15 protein-coding genes, 1 tRNA gene and 2 pseudogenes are annotated in these 17,944 nt (G+C 53.3%); 9 read left to right on the top strand and 9 right to left on the bottom strand.

Going from position 1 to position 17,944, the window contains the following annotated elements:
• Nucleotides 1-187: 187 nt before the first annotated feature.
• Together ACP5D4_RS17035 and ACP5D4_RS17030 are read left to right on the top strand one after the other, a co-directional pair.
• The gene (locus ACP5D4_RS17035; RefSeq protein WP_428012814.1) at nt 188-616 is read left to right on the top strand and encodes a hypothetical protein; all 429 of its coding nucleotides are present in this window, start codon (nt 188-190) and stop codon (nt 614-616) included.
• A gap of 82 nt (nt 617-698) precedes the next feature.
• A complete protein-coding gene (locus ACP5D4_RS17030) occupies nt 699-1,202 on the top strand; it encodes a hypothetical protein (RefSeq protein ID WP_428012813.1) in 504 nt (167 codons plus the stop codon).
• A gap of 448 nt (nt 1,203-1,650) precedes the next feature.
• Here ACP5D4_RS17030 and ACP5D4_RS17025 read toward each other — a convergent pair whose 3' ends face one another.
• Complete coding sequence (locus ACP5D4_RS17025) at nt 1,651-2,082, bottom strand: Hfq-related RNA-binding protein (RefSeq protein WP_428012812.1); 432 nt, start codon at nt 2,080-2,082, stop codon at nt 1,651-1,653.
• On the opposite strand from ACP5D4_RS17025, the gene dapF reads away from it, so the two are divergent.
• Both dapF and ACP5D4_RS17015 read left to right on the top strand, forming a co-directional pair.
• On the top strand, nt 2,056-2,895 hold the full coding sequence (dapF, locus tag ACP5D4_RS17020; RefSeq protein ID WP_428012811.1) for a diaminopimelate epimerase: 840 nt from the start codon (nt 2,056-2,058) through the stop codon (nt 2,893-2,895). The genes ACP5D4_RS17025 and dapF overlap by 27 nt on opposite strands.
• A 120-nt stretch (nt 2,896-3,015) precedes the next feature.
• A complete protein-coding gene (locus ACP5D4_RS17015; protein ID WP_428012810.1) occupies nt 3,016-4,167 on the top strand; it encodes a hypothetical protein in 1,152 nt (383 codons plus the stop codon).
• Nucleotides 4,168-4,225: 58 nt separating this feature from the next.
• Here ACP5D4_RS17015 and ACP5D4_RS17010 read toward each other — a convergent pair whose 3' ends face one another.
• Nucleotides 4,226-5,428 carry a DUF1565 domain-containing protein gene (locus ACP5D4_RS17010; RefSeq protein ID WP_428012809.1) on the bottom strand — a complete coding sequence of 401 codons (1,203 nt, stop codon included), beginning with the start codon at nt 5,426-5,428 and terminating at the stop codon, nt 4,226-4,228.
• Nucleotides 5,429-5,516: 88 nt separating this feature from the next.
• Between ACP5D4_RS17010 and ACP5D4_RS17005 the strand changes: the two genes are divergently transcribed.
• From ACP5D4_RS17005 to psb34, 3 genes are all read left to right on the top strand, one after another.
• A complete protein-coding gene (locus tag ACP5D4_RS17005) occupies nt 5,517-6,638 on the top strand; it encodes a thiamine phosphate synthase (protein ID WP_428012808.1) in 1,122 nt (373 codons plus the stop codon).
• Nucleotides 6,639-6,802: 164 nt separating this feature from the next.
• Nucleotides 6,803-7,015 (top strand): sulfur carrier protein ThiS, encoded by a 213-nt coding sequence (thiS, locus tag ACP5D4_RS17000; protein ID WP_428012807.1) that lies wholly within the window; start codon nt 6,803-6,805, stop codon nt 7,013-7,015.
• 159 nt (nt 7,016-7,174) lie between these two features.
• Entirely contained in the window at nt 7,175-7,354 is a 180-nt protein-coding gene (gene psb34, locus ACP5D4_RS16995) for a photosystem II assembly protein Psb34 (protein WP_428012806.1), read from the top strand.
• Between the two features lie 82 nt (nt 7,355-7,436).
• On the opposite strand, the pseudogene ACP5D4_RS16990 reads toward psb34, so the two are convergent.
• The 4 genes and pseudogenes from ACP5D4_RS16990 to ACP5D4_RS16975 form a co-directional block, all read right to left on the bottom strand.
• Nucleotides 7,437-9,500: pseudogene (locus ACP5D4_RS16990) on the bottom strand (amylo-alpha-1,6-glucosidase).
• Nucleotides 9,501-9,593: 93 nt separating this feature from the next.
• On the bottom strand, nt 9,594-9,923 hold the full coding sequence (locus tag ACP5D4_RS16985; RefSeq protein ID WP_428012805.1) for a hypothetical protein: 330 nt from the start codon (nt 9,921-9,923) through the stop codon (nt 9,594-9,596).
• 315 nt (nt 9,924-10,238) lie between these two features.
• Nucleotides 10,239-10,691: pseudogene (locus tag ACP5D4_RS16980) on the bottom strand (transposase); the annotation flags it as partial.
• Nucleotides 10,692-10,984: 293 nt separating this feature from the next.
• On the bottom strand, nt 10,985-11,713 hold the full coding sequence (locus ACP5D4_RS16975) for an NlpC/P60 family protein (protein ID WP_428012804.1): 729 nt from the start codon (nt 11,711-11,713) through the stop codon (nt 10,985-10,987).
• Between the two features lie 32 nt (nt 11,714-11,745).
• On the opposite strand from ACP5D4_RS16975, the gene ACP5D4_RS16970 reads away from it, so the two are divergent.
• The gene (locus ACP5D4_RS16970; RefSeq protein WP_428012803.1) at nt 11,746-12,693 is read left to right on the top strand and encodes a serine hydrolase; all 948 of its coding nucleotides are present in this window, start codon (nt 11,746-11,748) and stop codon (nt 12,691-12,693) included.
• Nucleotides 12,694-12,886: 193 nt separating this feature from the next.
• On the opposite strand, the gene ACP5D4_RS16965 is transcribed toward ACP5D4_RS16970, so the two are convergent.
• Both ACP5D4_RS16965 and ACP5D4_RS16960 read right to left on the bottom strand, forming a co-directional pair.
• A tRNA-Ser gene (locus ACP5D4_RS16965) sits at nt 12,887-12,975 on the bottom strand.
• Nucleotides 12,976-13,127: 152 nt separating this feature from the next.
• Entirely contained in the window at nt 13,128-13,628 is a 501-nt protein-coding gene (locus ACP5D4_RS16960) for a DUF3172 domain-containing protein (RefSeq protein ID WP_428012802.1), read from the bottom strand.
• A 297-nt stretch (nt 13,629-13,925) separates the two neighbouring features.
• Between ACP5D4_RS16960 and ACP5D4_RS16955 the strand changes: the two genes are divergently transcribed.
• Nucleotides 13,926-15,320, top strand: a complete 1,395-nt coding sequence (locus ACP5D4_RS16955; RefSeq protein ID WP_428012801.1) for an S-layer homology domain-containing protein — start codon at nt 13,926-13,928, stop codon at nt 15,318-15,320.
• Nucleotides 15,321-15,418: 98 nt separating this feature from the next.
• Here ACP5D4_RS16955 and pheT read toward each other — a convergent pair whose 3' ends face one another.
• Nucleotides 15,419-17,854, bottom strand: a complete 2,436-nt coding sequence (gene pheT / locus ACP5D4_RS16950; protein ID WP_428012800.1) for a phenylalanine--tRNA ligase subunit beta — start codon at nt 17,852-17,854, stop codon at nt 15,419-15,421.
• Nucleotides 17,855-17,944: the final 90 nt, after the last annotated feature.

Raw genomic sequence — 17,944 nt, 5'->3', positions numbered from 1 at the left:
CAAACCGTGAGGTCTGGAGAATCGCCGCTCTTTTAAGGCGGCGAGTATGTCAATTCGTCTCTGTCTAGGATAGGAGATCTCGAAATGTAACGTTTTGCAACTTTGCCGTAAAAAGTGGGGGAAAAGTGGCGAGAGATTAGAGAGGGGCGATCGATCCTCACCCTGTACTCGCGGATGAAGATGATTTATGGGATTTATCAAATTTGTACTCGGACTCGTTGCTTATAGCGGAACCTTGCTGTTTGGGTTGTCTGCTGTCGTGTTGCTGTTCGACGGTACTCTCGAATTCACGAGCAAAGCCATGAGTACTCCCATCGCCTTTGGGATTGCTTTCGGATTTGCCAAACTTGGAAAATGGTTGATGAAGACGCCTCAACCGACGGTTGAACCGGCTCGATCGAATACGTCGCCGTCTTTGGATTCGGATTCGCTACAAGAGCTTTTTTATCAACTGGTTCGCACGAATAACGGTTCGATTACGGTGATGCGGTTTGCGATGGAAACAGGACTTTCGGGTAAAGATGCTCAGGCATATTTAGATGAGAAAGCCAAAGAGTTTAACGCGCACTACGATATCGACTCTCGCGGAAATATCACTTATCAATTTCCGGTGTAGCGTCGCATCTGAAAAGAGGGTAGACAGTAAAAAAATACTGTTATCACGCTGCTTTGTAGATTTTGTTTTTTCAGGAACGGACATGATTTGTAAGTTTTTTAAGTTTGCGATCGCCCTGACCTTAGCTTTGGGTTTAATATTTGGAGGAACGACGGAAGGAACGGCTTTCGCCCACTCGTTTTTCTCTCGCGACATTCATATTGAAACCCGCGATCGCCCCGAGCCAAAAGAGACGAAAGTGACGCCGCTAGAGTTTGCCCACCAAATACAAGTTCGTCTCAACAGCCATCGCGAACAAATTGGACGAAATGCGTTTTCGATCGTGCATCCTAACGGAAGTTACGATCGCACTGGCGCGATTTTGGTTGCGGAACGAGATGGTGGCGGCTGGGTGTTTGAAATTCCCATCCGCTGGCAACGGAAGTTAGGGTTTGTCTCTCGAAACCACATCACGCGAATCGATTGGGAGATTTACGAGGGACATCACGTGACGGCTCGCGTCGTTTACGACGATTCTCATTTTCCGCCAACTCACCTCGATCGACTCAACGATTATTTCCAAATGTTACTGTCGGAAAATACTTAATTTTTAAATCATCCAAAATTCAAAAAAATGAGTATAATTTAGGTCTTTCATATTTAAAGTCTTAAGCTTATTTTATTGATTTTATTTCGGTTAAAGCCCTTGCTATAGGAGGGCAAAATTGCGCAATAACCCGAGTATTCTTTACAAAAAATTATACCGTAATTTCCGAAATCCCTTTTATTTTTTAACAAAAAAAATCTCTAAAGTCTCCAAAGGGTCTTCAGAGATTATGGTTTAATCTGTTAATTTTAATACAAAATCCGCTTATCACCTCAAACTAAGAAGACCCTCCCAAAATCATTTGTCTTCTCATAAATTAAAATTCCAGAAAAGAGGCGGAAAGTTTTATCTTTTTCCTTTAGATACCCGTTTTTTCCTTGGAGTCTATTTTTACGAGTTTGAGATGCGCCCTAAATTCCCTTTAAGACGCACCAATTCAAATAAGTCGTTATTCTTCTGAAGATTCAGGATTTGAAGATTCGAGGGGTTTGATGTATACCACAAATTCGCGATTAATAAAATACTGCTGCTTGTTGTCGTCTTGCAGGCAAAAGTAAATCGGGTCTTGCCAAATCAGACAACCTGTCATTTGCTCGCCAAGGGTAGTTTTCAGTTCTAAGCGAGTTTTGTTTTTAACATACTCTTGAAAAAAACGAATGCTCGGGAGGGTCGTATCGAGATCGATCGCCATGATTTGCGCTCCTGTAATAACATATATAGACACCAGAAACCAAACGTATTCTACGACGAGGCCGGTCGTCGCGATCGCCAGAGCCGATGTAAATGCTTCGGCGAACTCGAGCGATCGATCCCGAAGCGATTCCCCAACTTCAGCAAGATCCTGACATCCACGATGGCTATCGAATTCACCAAATATCACGGTTTAGGCAACGATTTCATCCTCATCGACAACCGCCACCAATCCGCACCCGTTCTGACTCCCCAAGACGCCGAACGCTTCTGTCACCGCAATTTCGGCATCGGTGCAGACGGCGTGATTTTCGTACTTCCCGGCGTCGGCGAGACCGATTACAGCATGCGGATTTTCAACTCCGACGGGTCCGAACCGGAAATGTGCGGAAACGGAATTCGCTGTTTTACTCAGTTCGTGGCGGAACTCGACGGCGATCGAGCCAAGGGACGGTACCGCGTTCACACCCTGGCAGGGGTCATTACCCCCCAACGGCAGACGGACGGACGGGTTAAAGTGGATATGGGTCAACCGCGCCTTCTGGCTGGAGAAATTCCCACGACTTTAGCCGCAGAAACGGAAAAAGTGGTCGATCGACCCCTCGAGGTGGGCGATCAAACCTGGTCCGTTACCTGCGTCAGTATGGGAAATCCCCATTGCGTGACCTTCGTAGACGATGCCGACGCCATCCCCCTGGCACAACTCGGACCCAAATTCGAGCGCCATCCGGCATTTCCCCAACGTATCAATACGGAGTTCATCGAAGTGAAAAGCTCGAATACCGTAAAAATGCGGGTGTGGGAACGGGGGGCAGGTGCTACGCTGGCCTGTGGGACGGGTGCTTGTGCCTCCGTCGTCGCAGGCGTACTGACCCAACGTTGCGATCGACAAACGACGGTGGAACTTCCGGGCGGCCTGCTAGAAATCGAGTGGTCGCCAGAAAACGGGCGCGTTTACATGACAGGCGCTGCCGAGCGCGTGTTTGCCGGTCGCCTCGGGTAATTCAATCCCGTCGCCACCAAGGTTTCGCATAACGTTTCACGCAACGTTTCACGCAACGTTGGACGCAACGTTTCACGCAACGTTTCACAATCTTTAACAGCAACGCACAGAGGACAATCGATGGGTGGAGGCATTTATCTGATTCAGGACGACGAGCAGTTGGTCGAGATGTCAGAACAATCCTACGAATCCGAAGAACAACTGCAAGAACTTCTCGAAACCTATCCCAACCTACTGGCTGGGGATCAAATCGATACGGCACTCCCCCGTCATTGGTTGCTGGTGAAACGGGAAACTCCGATTCCTTCGGAAGAAGACGGAACCGCTCGCTGGTCGATCGATCGCCTGTTTATCGACCAAAACGCCATTCCCACCCTGGTGGAAGTGCGACGGGTGGAAAACAGCCGCGTGCGACAGGAAATCATCGGGCAAATGCTCGACTACGCCGCCAACGCCAGTATCTACTGGCCCGTCGATACCATCGTCTCGCAGTTTGAAACCAACTGTCGGGAACTCGGCCGCGACCCGGAACAGGTGTTTGAAGAGTTCCTAGGAACAGAAGCCAACGAAGAGCGGTTTTGGCAAAAGGTGAAAACCCACCTGCAAGCGGGGAAACTGCGTTTGGTCTTCGTCGCCGACATCATCCCCTCGGAACTGCGGCGAGTGGTGGAATTCCTCAACGAACAGGTCGATCCGGCTGAAGTACTGGCCATCGAACTGAAACAATACACCGATCGCGAACCGGACAACCTGCGGATGCTGGTGCCTCGCGTTCTCGGACAAACAGCAGAAGCTCGTTTGAAAAAGTCCAGCGCCACGCGAGAACGGCGCCGTTGGGACGAAACCTCGTTTTTCCAAGAATTCGAGGCGCGTCGAGGACGGGAAGAAGCCAAAATCGCCGGAAAAATTTACGAGTGGGCCATGGATATGACCCCAAAAGTGGAAGTGCAATGGGGGAAAGGGGACAATTTCGGCGGTTTCGTGGTGTCGCTTCCCGGCCGTCACGGCAAACCCGCCCGAGATTTGTTTAACGTGGGCATTTGGGGCGGTTTAGAAATTTCCTCCCAAAGCTATGGTTCCCGTCCGCCCTTCAACGACCCGGAAAAGTGGAACGAACTGCGATCGAAATTCAGTTCCATCGGCATGGCACTCCCGACCAACCCCACGGAAACCCGTTTTCCCAATCTCCGCCTATCCGCCATGCAAGACGAGTTAACGTTAGAACAAGTCTTACAAACCTTCGCTTGGGTGGTGGAAGTCATTGACGATTGACAACTGACCACTGATAGTTTCTCCCCCTCTCCCCCTCTCATCATCCCATCATCCCCCCCTAGGGCAACTCCTCCAAACGGGCGTTCAAGCCGTTATCGAGGAGTTGTTGTAATACCCGTTCGGCGCGATCGCGACTGCGAAAGGCGCCGGCTTGGGTGAGGCTGCCGTCGGAACGGCGCACGGTGAAGGCGTCGGGAACCACTAGCCGCACGAGGCTGGCTTCGGTGCTGTTGCGGGGGGCGACGAAAATGCGGTAACGCAAGCGAGACGCCACTAAGTCGTCGGTGTAGGCTGGCGGTGGCGGTGGCGCACCGGGAACGAAGGAAATAACTTCGGTGGAGGGTAAGGGTAAATCGCCGCGATCGCCGATGGGGGGATTGGAATCGGGAACGGGTAGCGGCGGCAGGGTTCCCGGTACAAACTGGGGAATTAAACTGGAGCGATCGCCCCCCCGATAGGCAATTTGCGGTTTGTTGTTGAGGCGAGGGCGACTGGCGGCACTCATGCGAAACGCTTGACGGTTGCCCCACGCCACCACGGGAACGCCCTCGGAATTTCCCAGAGAACCTCCCGCGATCGGGGGTCGATCGATCCAGGTCTCCACGGCCGTCACCTCGTTCTGCATTAAATTATTTTGTAACACTGGGTTGCCGCCGGCCGTCACAGCGATGTCCCGTCCGCCGTTGCCCAAAAAGCGACTGTTGACCACCCACGGACGACCGGATTCGACCCAGATGCCGTGACCCTCGGGATTGCTGACCGTGACGCCGTTGAGTCCCGCCCCATCTGCGCCGACGATCGCCACCCGCTGCGTTCCCGAAGACGTAGCAACCGTTCCGCCGCCGAGAATGACGACGTGGCGTCCCTGTTCCTCGGGATTGCCGTACAGCGTCACCCCCGATTTCAGGCGAATCGGAAAGATTTCACCGCTGCGGGTGCTGTAAGTGCCTCGGCTGAGTATAATTACGGTATTTGGCTGCGCGACGGCGAGAGCGCGGGTAATGGTGCCGAAGGGGGCTTCGGCACTGCCGGACTCGGTGCGATCGCTCCCGCGAACGGGATCGACGTACAACAGGCGCGTTTGGGAAGAATCGGCAACCGTCGAACTCAGTCGATCGATCGGCTGTGCCATCGACTGAGCCAGTGCCGACGGTGCCAGGGTGAACTCCCACCACAGCACCAACCCCACCGCGACACCGGAACCGAGACGGCCGAACCGACTGGCCACTCGCAGGAGAGACAGGAGGAACCTAAACTGCATGGACGAACTCCAAAATGTGAGGAAACCAACGTCGTACTAACGACGTGCAGATGCTCCCGCTACGGCAGTACCCATCAAAATCGGTTTTATGAACGTTCGCGAAATCCAAGATCCAAACGTCATCGAGGGAGAAGTGTTCGAGGAGGAACGACACGGCGCCAAACCCTTTGTTCCGGCGGCCGTTTGCCGCATTTTAGACGCCAACCTCGATCGCGCCAGAGAAGGATTGAGAATCGTCGAAGAATGGTGTCGTTTCGGCTTGAACGACGCTCGCTTGACGGATACCTGCAAAGGGTTGCGCCAGGAACTCGCACGCTGGCACGACTCGACGCTTCGAGCGGCGCGAAACACCCCAGAGGACCCCGGAACGGAACTGACCCATCCTCGGGAAGCTCGACGCGCTACCGTCGAAGAGGTGTTGCAAGCCAACCTCTGCCGCGTGGAAGAGGCGCTGCGCGTCCTCGAGGAATACGGGAAACTCTATCGCCCGGACTTGGGGGCAGCGTGCAAACAGATGCGCTACCAAGTTTATACCTTAGAAAGTCGGTTTTTGGCGTACCGACGCCAGCAGGCACTCGAACAGTCTCGGTTATACTTCGTTACCTCCCCTTCTGACAATTTATTCGAGGTGGTGGAAGCGGCGTTGCAAGGGGGCTTGTCGCTGGTGCAGTACCGCGATAAGAACGCTGACGACGTGACGCGCCTGCAAACCGCTCAGAAACTCAAACAGCTTTGTCATCGATACGGGGCGCTGTTTTTGATGAACGATCGCGTCGATTTAGCCTTGGCGGTGGAAGCCGATGGCGTACATTTGGGACAGAAAGACGTTCCGGTGGCGTTGGCGCGGCAGTTGTTGGGATCTCAGCGGATTGTGGGTCGATCGACCACGAACCCCGACGAAATGCGCCGCGCCCTCGATGAAGGGGTAGACTATATCGGCGTCGGGCCGGTGTACGCCACGCCCACCAAACCGGGACGGGCAGCAGCAGGCTTGGATTACGTGCGGTACGCCGCCGAACACTGTCCGATTCCCTGGTTCGCCATCGGTGGCATCGATATGAACAACATCGGCGATGTTTTCACCGCTGGCGCCGACCGTGTGGCCGTAGTGCGAGCGATCGCCCAGGCAGAACAACCCACCCTCGTCACCCAATATTTCCTCTCTCAACTGGCTTGGGTCGAACGGATGCGCGATGTAAACGACGATTGAATTTGCGTGAAATCGTTGTTTTTAAAAATATTTAGGCTGCTATGTTTTTTGGTAAAAACATAATTTTGCGGTCATTGAGTGCTTTGCAAAAATTACAATCACAATATACAAATCTCCACAAAAGCAGAATCTAAACCTCCCAAACGAACGATAAAGGCTACTTTATGGATATTCACGTCAAAGTCAACGGTGAATTAAAAACCTGCAAAGAAGGTTTATCACTTCCCAACTTTCTAACAGAAATCGGCTTAAATCCTCGCCTCATTGCCGTCGAATACAACGGCGAAATTCTACACCGCCAATACTGGGAATCTACCCAACTCCAAGAGGGCGATCGCCTAGAAATCGTCACCATCGTCGGCGGCGGAATGTCGTAGAGTGCCGTGGGACGCCAAGCGGGAGATAATGGGATGATGGGATAGGGATAACTTCTCTAAATTGTTAAGAAATGCAAAGAAAATATTAAGAAATGCAACAAGGCATTAGGATTGTTGTGATAGGATAATCCCGAGATACGTAGCATAGAGGACGACTTCATGCCTTACACCGAAGAAGACGGCGGCCGTTTGAATAACTTCGCGGTAGAACCCAAGATGTATGCCGCAGAACCGCCAACGAAGAAAGAACAACGGAATTACATCATTTTTGGCGCTTTAGCGGCTGCCCTCGTCGCAGGAGTGGTTGCAGTCGCCATTGCCGCATCTAACGTCAGCTAAGTTTTTTTAGAACTTTTTCAACAACTGAATCGTTGTATTCGCAATTTTTCAACCGGGCGAAACCCCTTCACCGACGAGCATTTTAGGCGAACGGGCGCGTTTCGTCCGGTTGATGCTGTTTCGGCGTCGCGTACTTAGAAATCGCCAGCCACGCCCGTAAAATTTCCGCCACGCTACAGGCATAAGCGATACAGCCTCGGGGTGTCATGGGGGCATCGCCATCGAAAATTTCGCTGATATAGCCGACACCTGCCGTTTTTAGGTGGTTGGCGAAGGGAGACAGCAACGCCATCGCTTCGGCGACATCGCCGTTGACGCGCAAATGGGCGATCGAAAACGCCCCCATCCACCACGCCCAGACCGTACCTTGATGGTAGGCGAGATCCCGTTGGGTGGCATCTCCGCCGTACCGACTGCGGTACTTAGTATCGTCGGGAGAGAGCGATCGCAACCCGTGAGAGGTGAGTAACAGATGGCTACAAGCTTCAACGATAGCTTTTTGGCGATCGATCGTCAGAGGACTCACCGGAAGCGACACCGCCAGCAATTGGTTGGGGCGTAAAGTAGCGTCGTCGCCGTCGGGAGTATCCAGAACATCGTAACAGCATCCCAAACTGGGATTCCAAAACCGCTGAAATCCCCGATATGCCCGATTCGCCAAGCTCTCGTACTCCTGCGTCGGTTTGTCCAACGCAGCGGCGAACTGCCCCATACTCAAGAGAGCATTGTACCAGAGGGCGTTGACTTCAATAGGTTTGCCCGCCCGAGGCGTCACCACCCACTGGCCGATTTTGGCATCCATCCAAGTGAGTTGGCTGTCTGGCGTACCTTCGGCGATGAGTCCATCTGCGGTATCGAGATGAATGCCGTAATCCGTCCCTCCACAGTAGCAGGCGATCGCTTCGGCCAGCGTCGGGAAAATTTGCCCCAAAAAGTGGAGATCGCCCGTCGCCGCAAAATACAGTCGCACCGCCTCGATATACCACAGCGTCGCATCTACCGTATTGTACGCCGGTAAATTATAAGTAGAATTCCGGGCTAAATTCGCCACAGACTCACTACCCTCATCGGGGAAGAAATTCGGTAACAAGCCGTTTCGGAAAAAGCGGGCGTAAGTCAACAAAATCGACTTCGCCACCTCCGGGCGTCCTGTCGCCAGCGTCAACCCCGGCAGACTCGCCAGCGTCCAGCGTCCCCAATCCCCGAACCAGGGATATCCCGCCAAAACTGTAGTTCCCAAACTGCCATCTTCAAGGGGACGACGCACGAGAAAAGCATCAGCGGCGAGGACGAGTTGTTGAACCCAACCAGGGGCGCCCTCAGTTTTCAATCCCGGCGTATCGTGCCAGGATTCGAGTAACTGACGTTCGTAGCGATGGCGTCGGGTCAGGGCAGTTTTGCCGTCGAGAGAGGCGTGGGCTTCGGTACTGGCGACGATGGTGAGAGATTCGCCGGGTTCGAGGGAAACTTTCAGCGTCGCGGCGTGCAGGTGGTCTTCGTAATCTCCGGTTTTGCGGTATTGTTCCAGGGTGAGATCGAATCCAGCATACCAGTTATAGCGTTCCGTCATCGAACCGCGATCGCACAGGAGATAAAAGGGTTGAGCGTCTTCCGAGGCGGTGAATTGAAGGCCGCGATCGCAGGATTCGATTTGCCAGTCTTCTCCAGTGGCGTAGCCGTGGTGACTGCGGTAGTTGACGAGGGCTTTGACCGATAAATTGAGCGATCAACTGGCGCGACGGAGGGTATAACAGACGTAAGTTGTATTTTCCCCCCGTTCCATCCAAATCCGCTTTTCCAGCAACGCCTCGCCACAAGCAAACGTCCAAACCGGAGTCGTACCTTCGAGTCGAAAACTTTCGATATTGCGGTAGCCGTGGGGGGCAACCGTTCCGTCCGCCCAGCGATTAGTGTAGAGAGAATAGGATTTACTGTTGTACTGGGCAGTTTCGTCCAGTTTGGCCACCATCAAGCGACGCTTGGCAGGAGGATCGAGGGCAGCCACGAGGATACCGTGATAGTGTCGCGTCAGCAATCCGGCGACAGTTCCCGAAGCATAGCCGCCGATACCGTTCGTGACCAGCCATTCCCGCTGTTGAACGGTGTTTAACTCGCCGCAGATTTCCCGCCCGAATTGGATGACCATGCCGATTCTGTTGAGTTTGAATTTTTTTTGATTGTGACATGGCACGAACCGGGGCGGACAGTTTGGGGAGATTCAAACCGCCGCCACGGGGAGTTAGGGGGTCGTCTCCTCCGGCGGTTCCCCATCGTCAAACACTTCGGAAATGTCGATATGCAGGCGTTCTTGGATGAGTTGTTCGGCGCGATCGGGGTTTTGATAGATCAGTTCGAGAAATTGCAGGGGTTCGACACCACACGCCCGAGCGTAGAAACCCACTTCACCCATAATACGAGCTTCTGATTGTCGAAGGTACATAGAGAGACAGTGGTGCGCTTGCGTCGTCCGGTTTCGTTTAGTTCGGAAGAAGGCGAGGGCGCTCAGCATCCGATCTTCGTAGGGGGCGAGGGGGTTGAGATCGAGCGGTTTGGGAATTCGGTCGGACATTCGGAACGGTTGGGAGGCAACCTGTCTATTGTGCCGTATGGGGCGTTTTTTGTCTTGAGTTTTGTGGCTCTAAAAACCGTAGGTTAGGTGGAGGAACGAAACCCAACTGACCCACAGGTCAAGATCGATAACCCTGTGCTAAAAACTATAGCGACTGTCTTGATTGTCAAGGGGGATGTGAGTCCCCACATAATTAATCGTCCAAGTCAAGTCGGGTCGCCAGAAATAAAAAAAGACAGCACAATCCTCGGCGGTAAAAAACTCGAAAAACTCGAGCCATTACTGCCTAAACCGTGAAATAAAAATTAAACGTTCTTAAGAGTAAGCGGCTCCTTCAAGTGAGTTTTCCCAAGAGTGATTCTCTCGACCCATCGCGTTCAAAACAACTAAGATTTTACAGACACAAACCGTCAAAGCTAATTTTTGGGCTTTACCCTTTTTGAGCCAGCGTTTGTAAAAGACTTTGATGACCGGATTGTGTCGCATCGCGACGACTGCCCCCACATAAAGAATCGCCCGAACCGCTACACGACCGCCTTGAATGTTTCCCTGTCCTTTGTGTTTGCCACTGTCATAATTCAGGGGCGCTACACCGACTAAGCGATAAATTTTCTTGGCGGTGATTTGACCGAGTTCGGGCAAATCTGAAACCCATGTTGTCGAAATCACTTGACCGATGCCCGGCATGGTTTTGAGAAGTTCGACTTTCTCAGTCCATTCGCCACAGTTTTGAGGCAATTTCTCGATTTCTCGGTTGAGTTTTTCGAGGGTCTTCGGAGATTATGGTGTAATTTGTAAATTAGTTGGGTAAGTTGGGTGTAGCGCCAGCGAAACCCAACAGCAGTAAGCTTTATTGTGTCTCGTTGGGTTTCGTCAATCAAATCCAGCCACAATAGAGTAATATTTTAGAAAAGTTTAGAAAAGTTTAGAAAATTGGTATACTATGTACCAATTCATTACCTCAATAATTCGTTAATTTTATTCCAAAAATACCAAAACTCAAAACACAAAAACATGCTTATCTTTGCAGATAAAAAACAAAAAACACTAAAATTTTTTGATTAAAAATTGGGTTGTAACGATAATAACTCTCCGGGTTGATAATTATGCGTAATCCGACCCGCACCCCGTAAAATCCGAAAATAATTGCGGGCAACCTCGCCGCCTTGGGGCGATAACTCATCAATACCAATACCGTTACGTCCGAATTCTCGTCCCGAACTGTGAACGTATCGATTTTTTCCCAAATACAACCCCACGTGATTGGCTTTCTGAGGCGTTCCAAAAAACACCAAATCCCCCGCTTGCAAAGCTTCGATCGAAATCGGTTCGACGAAGGCTTCCTGTAAATACGCATCCCGAGGCAGCCAAATTCCCACCGACGCAAACGCCGCCTGCATCAACCCCGAACAATCGTAATTGGGTCCTATCGTTCCCCCCCACAAATAAAGCTCATGTTCCGCCATCGCGCGGTGAGTAAACTCGATAACCTGGGGAATCGCCGCGCGAATTTCCGCTTGGCTGAGGTCGAGGGGAGAATAGGAAGTTTCCGCCCGTTGCAAGTGGCGCACCGCCTCCGGTTTTATCCATCCCGGATAATCGTCCTCGCACAAGCGCACCAACACCGCAGGCGTCTTCTCAGACGGCAGTGATACAATTCGCAAGTGTCGCCCCGTCGCCGCTTGGGTTGCCAAGGCTTCGCAGCTTGGGGAATCGTAGAGGTCGATCGCTGCTAAGCTACGATATTCAGCCGCCCGATTCAATTCGACCATTTCGATACTGACTTTCAAGACTAACTTCGATACTGACTGGAAACTTGACGATGACGTTTTTTAGAAAAGACGATCGACTGCAAGAGTACGGCGATCGCATTTTACAAGCGACCTGGGACGCTTTTCCCAAACTCTCCGAAAACCAAATCGCCCTGACCTGGATTCCCTACGACCCCCCGATCGCCGTCAACACCGGAGGCGCCCTCAGCGCCGCCGAATTTTGGAAGTACCAACCCCGAGGCTTTCACTATCGCGGCGTCGAACGCATCTATCCGGCCAGTGTTGTCAAACTATTTTATCTAGTGGCGGTGTACGAGTGGTTAGAAAAAGGCATGGTACAACCGTCCTCCGAACTCGAACGCGCCCTGCGGGATTCGATCGTCGATTCGAGTAACGACGCTACCAGTTTAGTCGTTGACGTTCTCACTGGCACCACCAGCGGACCGGAACTGCCTCCGGGCCCCTTTGAAACCTGGAAAATGCAGCGAAACCTCGTCAACCGCTATTTTCAGTCCTTGGGATGGCCGGAACTCGAGACCATCAACGTCAACCAAAAAACTTGGTGTGACGGGGCTTACGGTCGAGAACGGGCGTTTCTCGGCACCATGATGGAAAACCGCAATATGCTGACCACCAACGCCACGGCTCGCCTGGTTCACAGTATTATTGGCGGCGTCGCTGTCTCCTCCCAAGCGTCGCAGCAGATGATGGGGTTAATGAAACGCAGCCTCGACCCCACCGATTTAGCCGCCGACCCAGAAAACCAAGTCACGGGCTTTCTCGGGGACGGATTGCCCCTCGATACGGGCGTTTGGTCGAAAGCGGGGTTAATGAGTCGCGCGCGTCACGATGCGGCGTATATCGAGTTATCGGACGCCCGACCTTATCTATTAGTGGTCTTTACCGAAGGTCCCGAACCCAGTCGCAACGAGAAGCTATTACCGTTCGTTTCCCAGCAAGTCGCCCAAGCCATGCGGGAGTTGAGTCAGGAGACGTGAGGTGATGGTGCGATCGGGATGATGGGATGATGGTGCGTGACGATTGCTCGGTATAACAATTCACACCCGATTTTTCAAGTCACGCACCCTACGAAAACTGTTCCCTGTTCCCTGTTCCCTGCTCACTGTTTGCTGTTCGCTGTTCACTGCAAAAAGCCCCGGTTTCTCGAGGAAACCAGGGCTTTTATCAGGACGGAGAGAGAGGGATTCGAACCCTCGGTACGGCCTGAACCGTACAACAGATTAGCAATCTGCCGCTTTCGACCACTCAGCCACCTCTCCATGGCTTCAGGATATATACTATAGCACAGAAATTTTCTCCGTAAACCACCTGGAGAAGTTTTTTTTCGCAAGGGGGCGAATTCCTTGTGCTTTAGGGGGTTGAGGCGTTGAAGCGAACGCGAGATGGCGCCAACGCCTCGAGACTTGACTGGCTAGAACCGTTCGGATTCGGGGGCAGGTTTGTTCACCCCAGCCCCGGGTTCGACGAGGAAGCGGTTGTCGTCGCTGTTATTTTGATAGATACACTGAACTCTCGGATTGTTGTTCAGGTCTCCTGTAAAGCCAAAGGTGTTGAGGCGGTTTTTACAGTCGCGCACCTCTTCTGAGGTGACGGCTTTCATCCGTTCGAGAACTGACCAGTTGTTGCTGCGGACGACGCATCCGGGTTCCATACTCGGCTGCGCCATGTAGACGTTGAAGGGGTTGAGGGTCACGTAGGCGCGACTTTCGACGACCATGGCGCTGGCGCCGTATTGGACGCAGACTTCGGGGTTGGGGGCGCTGCGATCGAGAAATTCGCGCGAGGCGACGTTCTGGGCGTTGACGTTGGTGGTGGAACTAAACGCAATCCCGACCCCTACGCCGAGAACGAACACGCCGCCGATCAGGGCGAGTAGAGTGTAGTTAAATGCAGATGTGGATTTGCGTTTCATTTTCTGTTTGGCGTCGCCTCCAAAGGAATCCGGTGAGGTGAGTTTACCCTAGACTGAAATTGATGTTAATTAATTTAACGTGCCGACTCGGGAACCGCCATCGGGTTGCAATCGGTCGGATATTTCTAGTTTAATCGTCGATCGAGGAACGCGACCGAACTCTCAACCGAACTCTTCTAAGATGCGATCGCGGGGCGTCTCTCCCGATACAGCATCTATATTACTGGAGAGTGATACAATAAACCGATATCCAACCAAAGGATCGCTTAGGATATGAATCTTTCCCCCCTTGCACTCTTGGCTTTTGCGGCAGCGTCCCCCAACGCGACTGTCCCCGAAAGACCGGAAGTCGCGATTCAACTGCCCGATAACTGCCAGATCGTCGAGTTAACTCCGGCACAAACCGGACGGGCGAGTAGTATTTTCGTTTGTGCGCCGGAATCGACTGATGGTCCGGCGCCGGTTTTGGGGAACAATATCGAAATTCCCGAACTTCAGGAAACGGTGGAGTTCGCGGATTTGGGCGATCGCTGGGAACGTCCTTACATTGAAGCGTTAGCGAGACAAGGGATTATTCCCGCTGCTGAAGACGGGAAATTCAATCCCGACGCCCCGATGACGGAAGCGGAGTTTCAAGCGTGGCTGGAAAAAAGCGTGGAAGCCCGCGACGCCATGAATGGAGACGCCGTAGAAGAGACGGAGGAGGGGAAGGAGGAGAAGCCGTCGGTTCGTTTGGCGCAGTTTGGTAAAACCCTGTTGGGGAAAGTCAACGAGAAGGAGGAAAAACCGCAAGCGGTGGCCTCTCGTTTAGAAGTGGTGGTGTCTCTGGCGGAGAATTTGGGACTGTCTCTGACGCCGGAACAGAAGGAAAATGCGAAGTTGGAATTGCGGGATCTCGATCGAATTCCGGAAGAAGCCCGAGAGCAAGTTTTGGCGGCGATCGAACAGGAAATCATCGTCCCCGATCCCGAAAATCCAGCACTTTATCCGAATTTTGCAGCAACGCGGGCGGACGTGGCGGTGTTGCTGTACAAAACGATGGTGAAAGGGGGCGGACTGGCACCGATCGCCATCGATTCTAAGGGATCGATCGCCAATGCGGAGATCGATCGCGATCCCAACGCCCAACCCCTGAACTCCCCCGTCGCCACCCCCGACTTAATTACGCAACTGTTCGCTAACTCCAACACCCCCGGAACCATCGCCCTGGGAATGGCGGAAGGAACCCGTACCGTAGACGGCGGAAAAACCTCCGCTTACTGGGGTCACACCGATCCCGGAAACGGAAAACGCAACATGGGAACCTTCAGTTTCCAACATGGGGCGCGGACGCCGGAAGAAGCTGATTTCCTGCAACTGCAACGGCTTTATCAATTCACCGCCGCTTTACAGGATTACGCCCTGGCCAACAACATGAATTTGTCGGTGATGGAGTTAGTCGCCGGAATCGACTTAGCCAACCAAGCCCCCCTCGCCGCGCAGCATTATCTGGCGAACCTGCAACAGCTTAAAGCGCGTGGGTTCACGGGAATGGAAGCGATTTTCGAGGCGCGGGCGTACAGTTACATTAACCCCGCTACAGGACGTTTGGAAGCCTCCGGTTTCCGCAATAACTGGGCGTGGTTGCGCTACGACCAAGCGCGACGTTTGGCCGCGATTCAGTACGCTTTGGATTACTACGGTATCCGTTAGGTTGAAAGTTGATGAGGTGAGGTGATGATGAGGTGATGAGATATAGAGAGTTCTCATCACCCGGTCATCCGGTCATCTCATCACCTCAACCCGTCCCATTAACTCCGTAATTCAACCTTGAACTTCTTCGCAACGGAATTGCGGACTTTTTGATGGGCGTCGTCAATTTCCTTGTCCTTCAAAGTTCGATCGATCGCCCGATACACCAACCGAAACGCCAAACTTCGCTGTCCTTCCGGTACGTTTTCGCCGCGATACTCGTCGAACAGTTCCACAGATTCGAGGAGTTTACCCCCCGCCTTACTCATCACTTTTTCCAAATCGAACACCGACACCGAAACCGGGGCGAAAAACGCCAAATCGCGATCGCTGGCTGGGAACGTCGAAAACGCTTTAAATTTAGGAACCTGCGTCGAAGGTAACGCTTCGAGTAACAAACTCAGTTCCAACTCAAAAACATACACCTCGTCCGGTAACTCCCGTTCCTGACGCAGTTGCGGGTGAAGCTGTCCGAAGCGTCCCAACTGACGCCCCCGCAACCACAGCGACGCCGTGCGTCCGGGGTGTAACCGTTCGTCGCTGCTGTCGGGGCGATACTGCACCTCGAGGCTGAGGCGATCGAACACACTCTGCAAAACCCCTTTGGCCTCGAACCAATCCATCGGTTCTTCTTTCCCCGAAGTCGTCCAGCGTCCCATCGTGGGGTCGCCGCCGAGAATCCCCGCCACCAGGTCTTTTTCCCGATACTCCTCCCCTTCTTTCCAGAAGACGCGGCCGGTTTCAAAGCCGTTAAGGGCGCCGTTTCCCTGTTTCAAGTTGTACTCGAAAGCATCGATTAACGCCGGAAGCAGTTCCGTCCGCAGGGCAGAATATTCCGCAAACAGGGGATTTCCCAGCTTGATTTGACGGTCTTGACTGGGTTTGACGAGGGAGTAGTGAATCAACTCCGTCAATCCCGCCGCCCGGAACGCTTCCCGCAGTTGTCCCGTCAGGGCGAATTCCGGGGACAGTTGCCCTAACGCCCCTTGTTTGGGCAGAGTTTCGCAGAAATTATCGTAACCGTAGAGACGGGCGATTTCTTCAATGAGGTCGATTTCCCGTTCGATGTCCCGAGAACGGTAGGGCGGAACTTTCACGTTCCAAACGCCTTTGGTATTCGTTTCCGTCACCTCGAAACTCAAATCTTCGAGAATGCGTTTCATATCGGCTTCGGGGAGGTCGCCGATACTGTCGCCGAGTCGAACGTCTCCAAGAACCTGACGGACGCGATCGCACCTCAGTTGAATCGTACTCGACAACTCCGGCCGCGTATCGGCGATCGCCTGCGTCACCGGGGTTCCCCCCGCCAGTTCGCAAATTAAGGAAATCGCCCGCTGACAGGCCACTTCCAACTCGGCGAAATTGACGCCCCGTTCGTACCGAGACGAAGATTCGCTGCGGAGAGATTGACTGCGGGACGATCGACGGACAACCACAGGATCGAACAACGCCGCTTCGAGGACGAGGTTGGTGGTTCCCTCGTGGACTTCGCTTTCCTCGCCCCCCATGACGCCGCCGAGGGCGATGGGTTTGTCATTGGCGGTAATGACTAACGCCTGTTGGCTGAGTTTGCGTTCTTGTCCGTCGAGGGTGGTGAGGGGTTCGTCGGTTTTGGCGAAACGCACGCCGATGGTGAGGTCGTCGCTTCCCGTGAGGCGTTGCAGGCGATCGCGATCGAAAGCGTGCAGCGGTTGACCCCACTCCAACATCACGTAATTGGTGATATCCACCACATTATTAATCGGACGCACGCCAGCCGCTTCCAAGCGTTGTTTCAACCAAGCCGGAGAGGGGGCGATTTTCACCCCTTCAATAACCGTACCGATGTAGGTGGGGCAGGCGTTGCTGTCGGCGACATCCAATTTCAGTCGATCGTTGCTGGGAACGTTCGCCGCTTCCGGGTGAGGTAACTTCAACTGAACCCCCGTCAACGCGGCCACTTCTCGCGCCACGCCCACCATACTCAGGGCGTCAGCCCGGTTCGCCGTCGCCGTGAGGTCGAGAACCGTGTCGTCCAATCCCAGGAAGGGGCGGGCGTCGTCCCCGATTTTCGCGTCGAGTTCGGCGACGTCCCCTTCTCCGAAAACGTGAATGCCTTCGGATTCCTTTGCCAGTCCCACTTCTTCGAGAGAACAGATCATGCCGTTAGAGGGAACGCCCCGCAGCTTGGCGGGTTTGATTTTCAAGTCTACTTGCGGAAGAACCGTTCCGACGGTAGCCACGGGGACGTAGAGATCGGCTTTCGCGTTGGGCGCACCGCAGACGATTTGTTGAGTTTCGTCGGTGCCGATATTGACTTGGCACACGCGCAGTTTGTCGGCGTTGGGGTGAGGTTCGATGCCGACGATTTTTCCGAGAACCACGCCCTCAGCCCAAGTTCGGCGATCTTCGATGTCTTCGACTTCAAAGCCGGCCATGGTGAGACGGTGGGCCAGGTCTTCGGCGGACAGATCGATGTTTACGAGTTCCCGCAACCAGTTGAGTGAGATACGCACGGTTGATGCCTTGTTCGACGGATGTGTTTAGCCTGACTATTTTACCCTGTGGGTCGGGTTTCGGGAGGGGGGCGATCGCGTGAGGTTCGC

Origin of the sequence: Baaleninema sp. (genome assembly GCF_049974805.1) — a bacterium.
In the GTDB taxonomy this organism is placed as follows: domain Bacteria; phylum Cyanobacteriota; class Cyanobacteriia; order Cyanobacteriales; family Geitlerinemataceae; genus Baaleninema.
The sequence above is the reverse complement of the archived record's forward strand: the minus strand, read 5'-3'. Positions and strand labels throughout refer to the sequence as shown.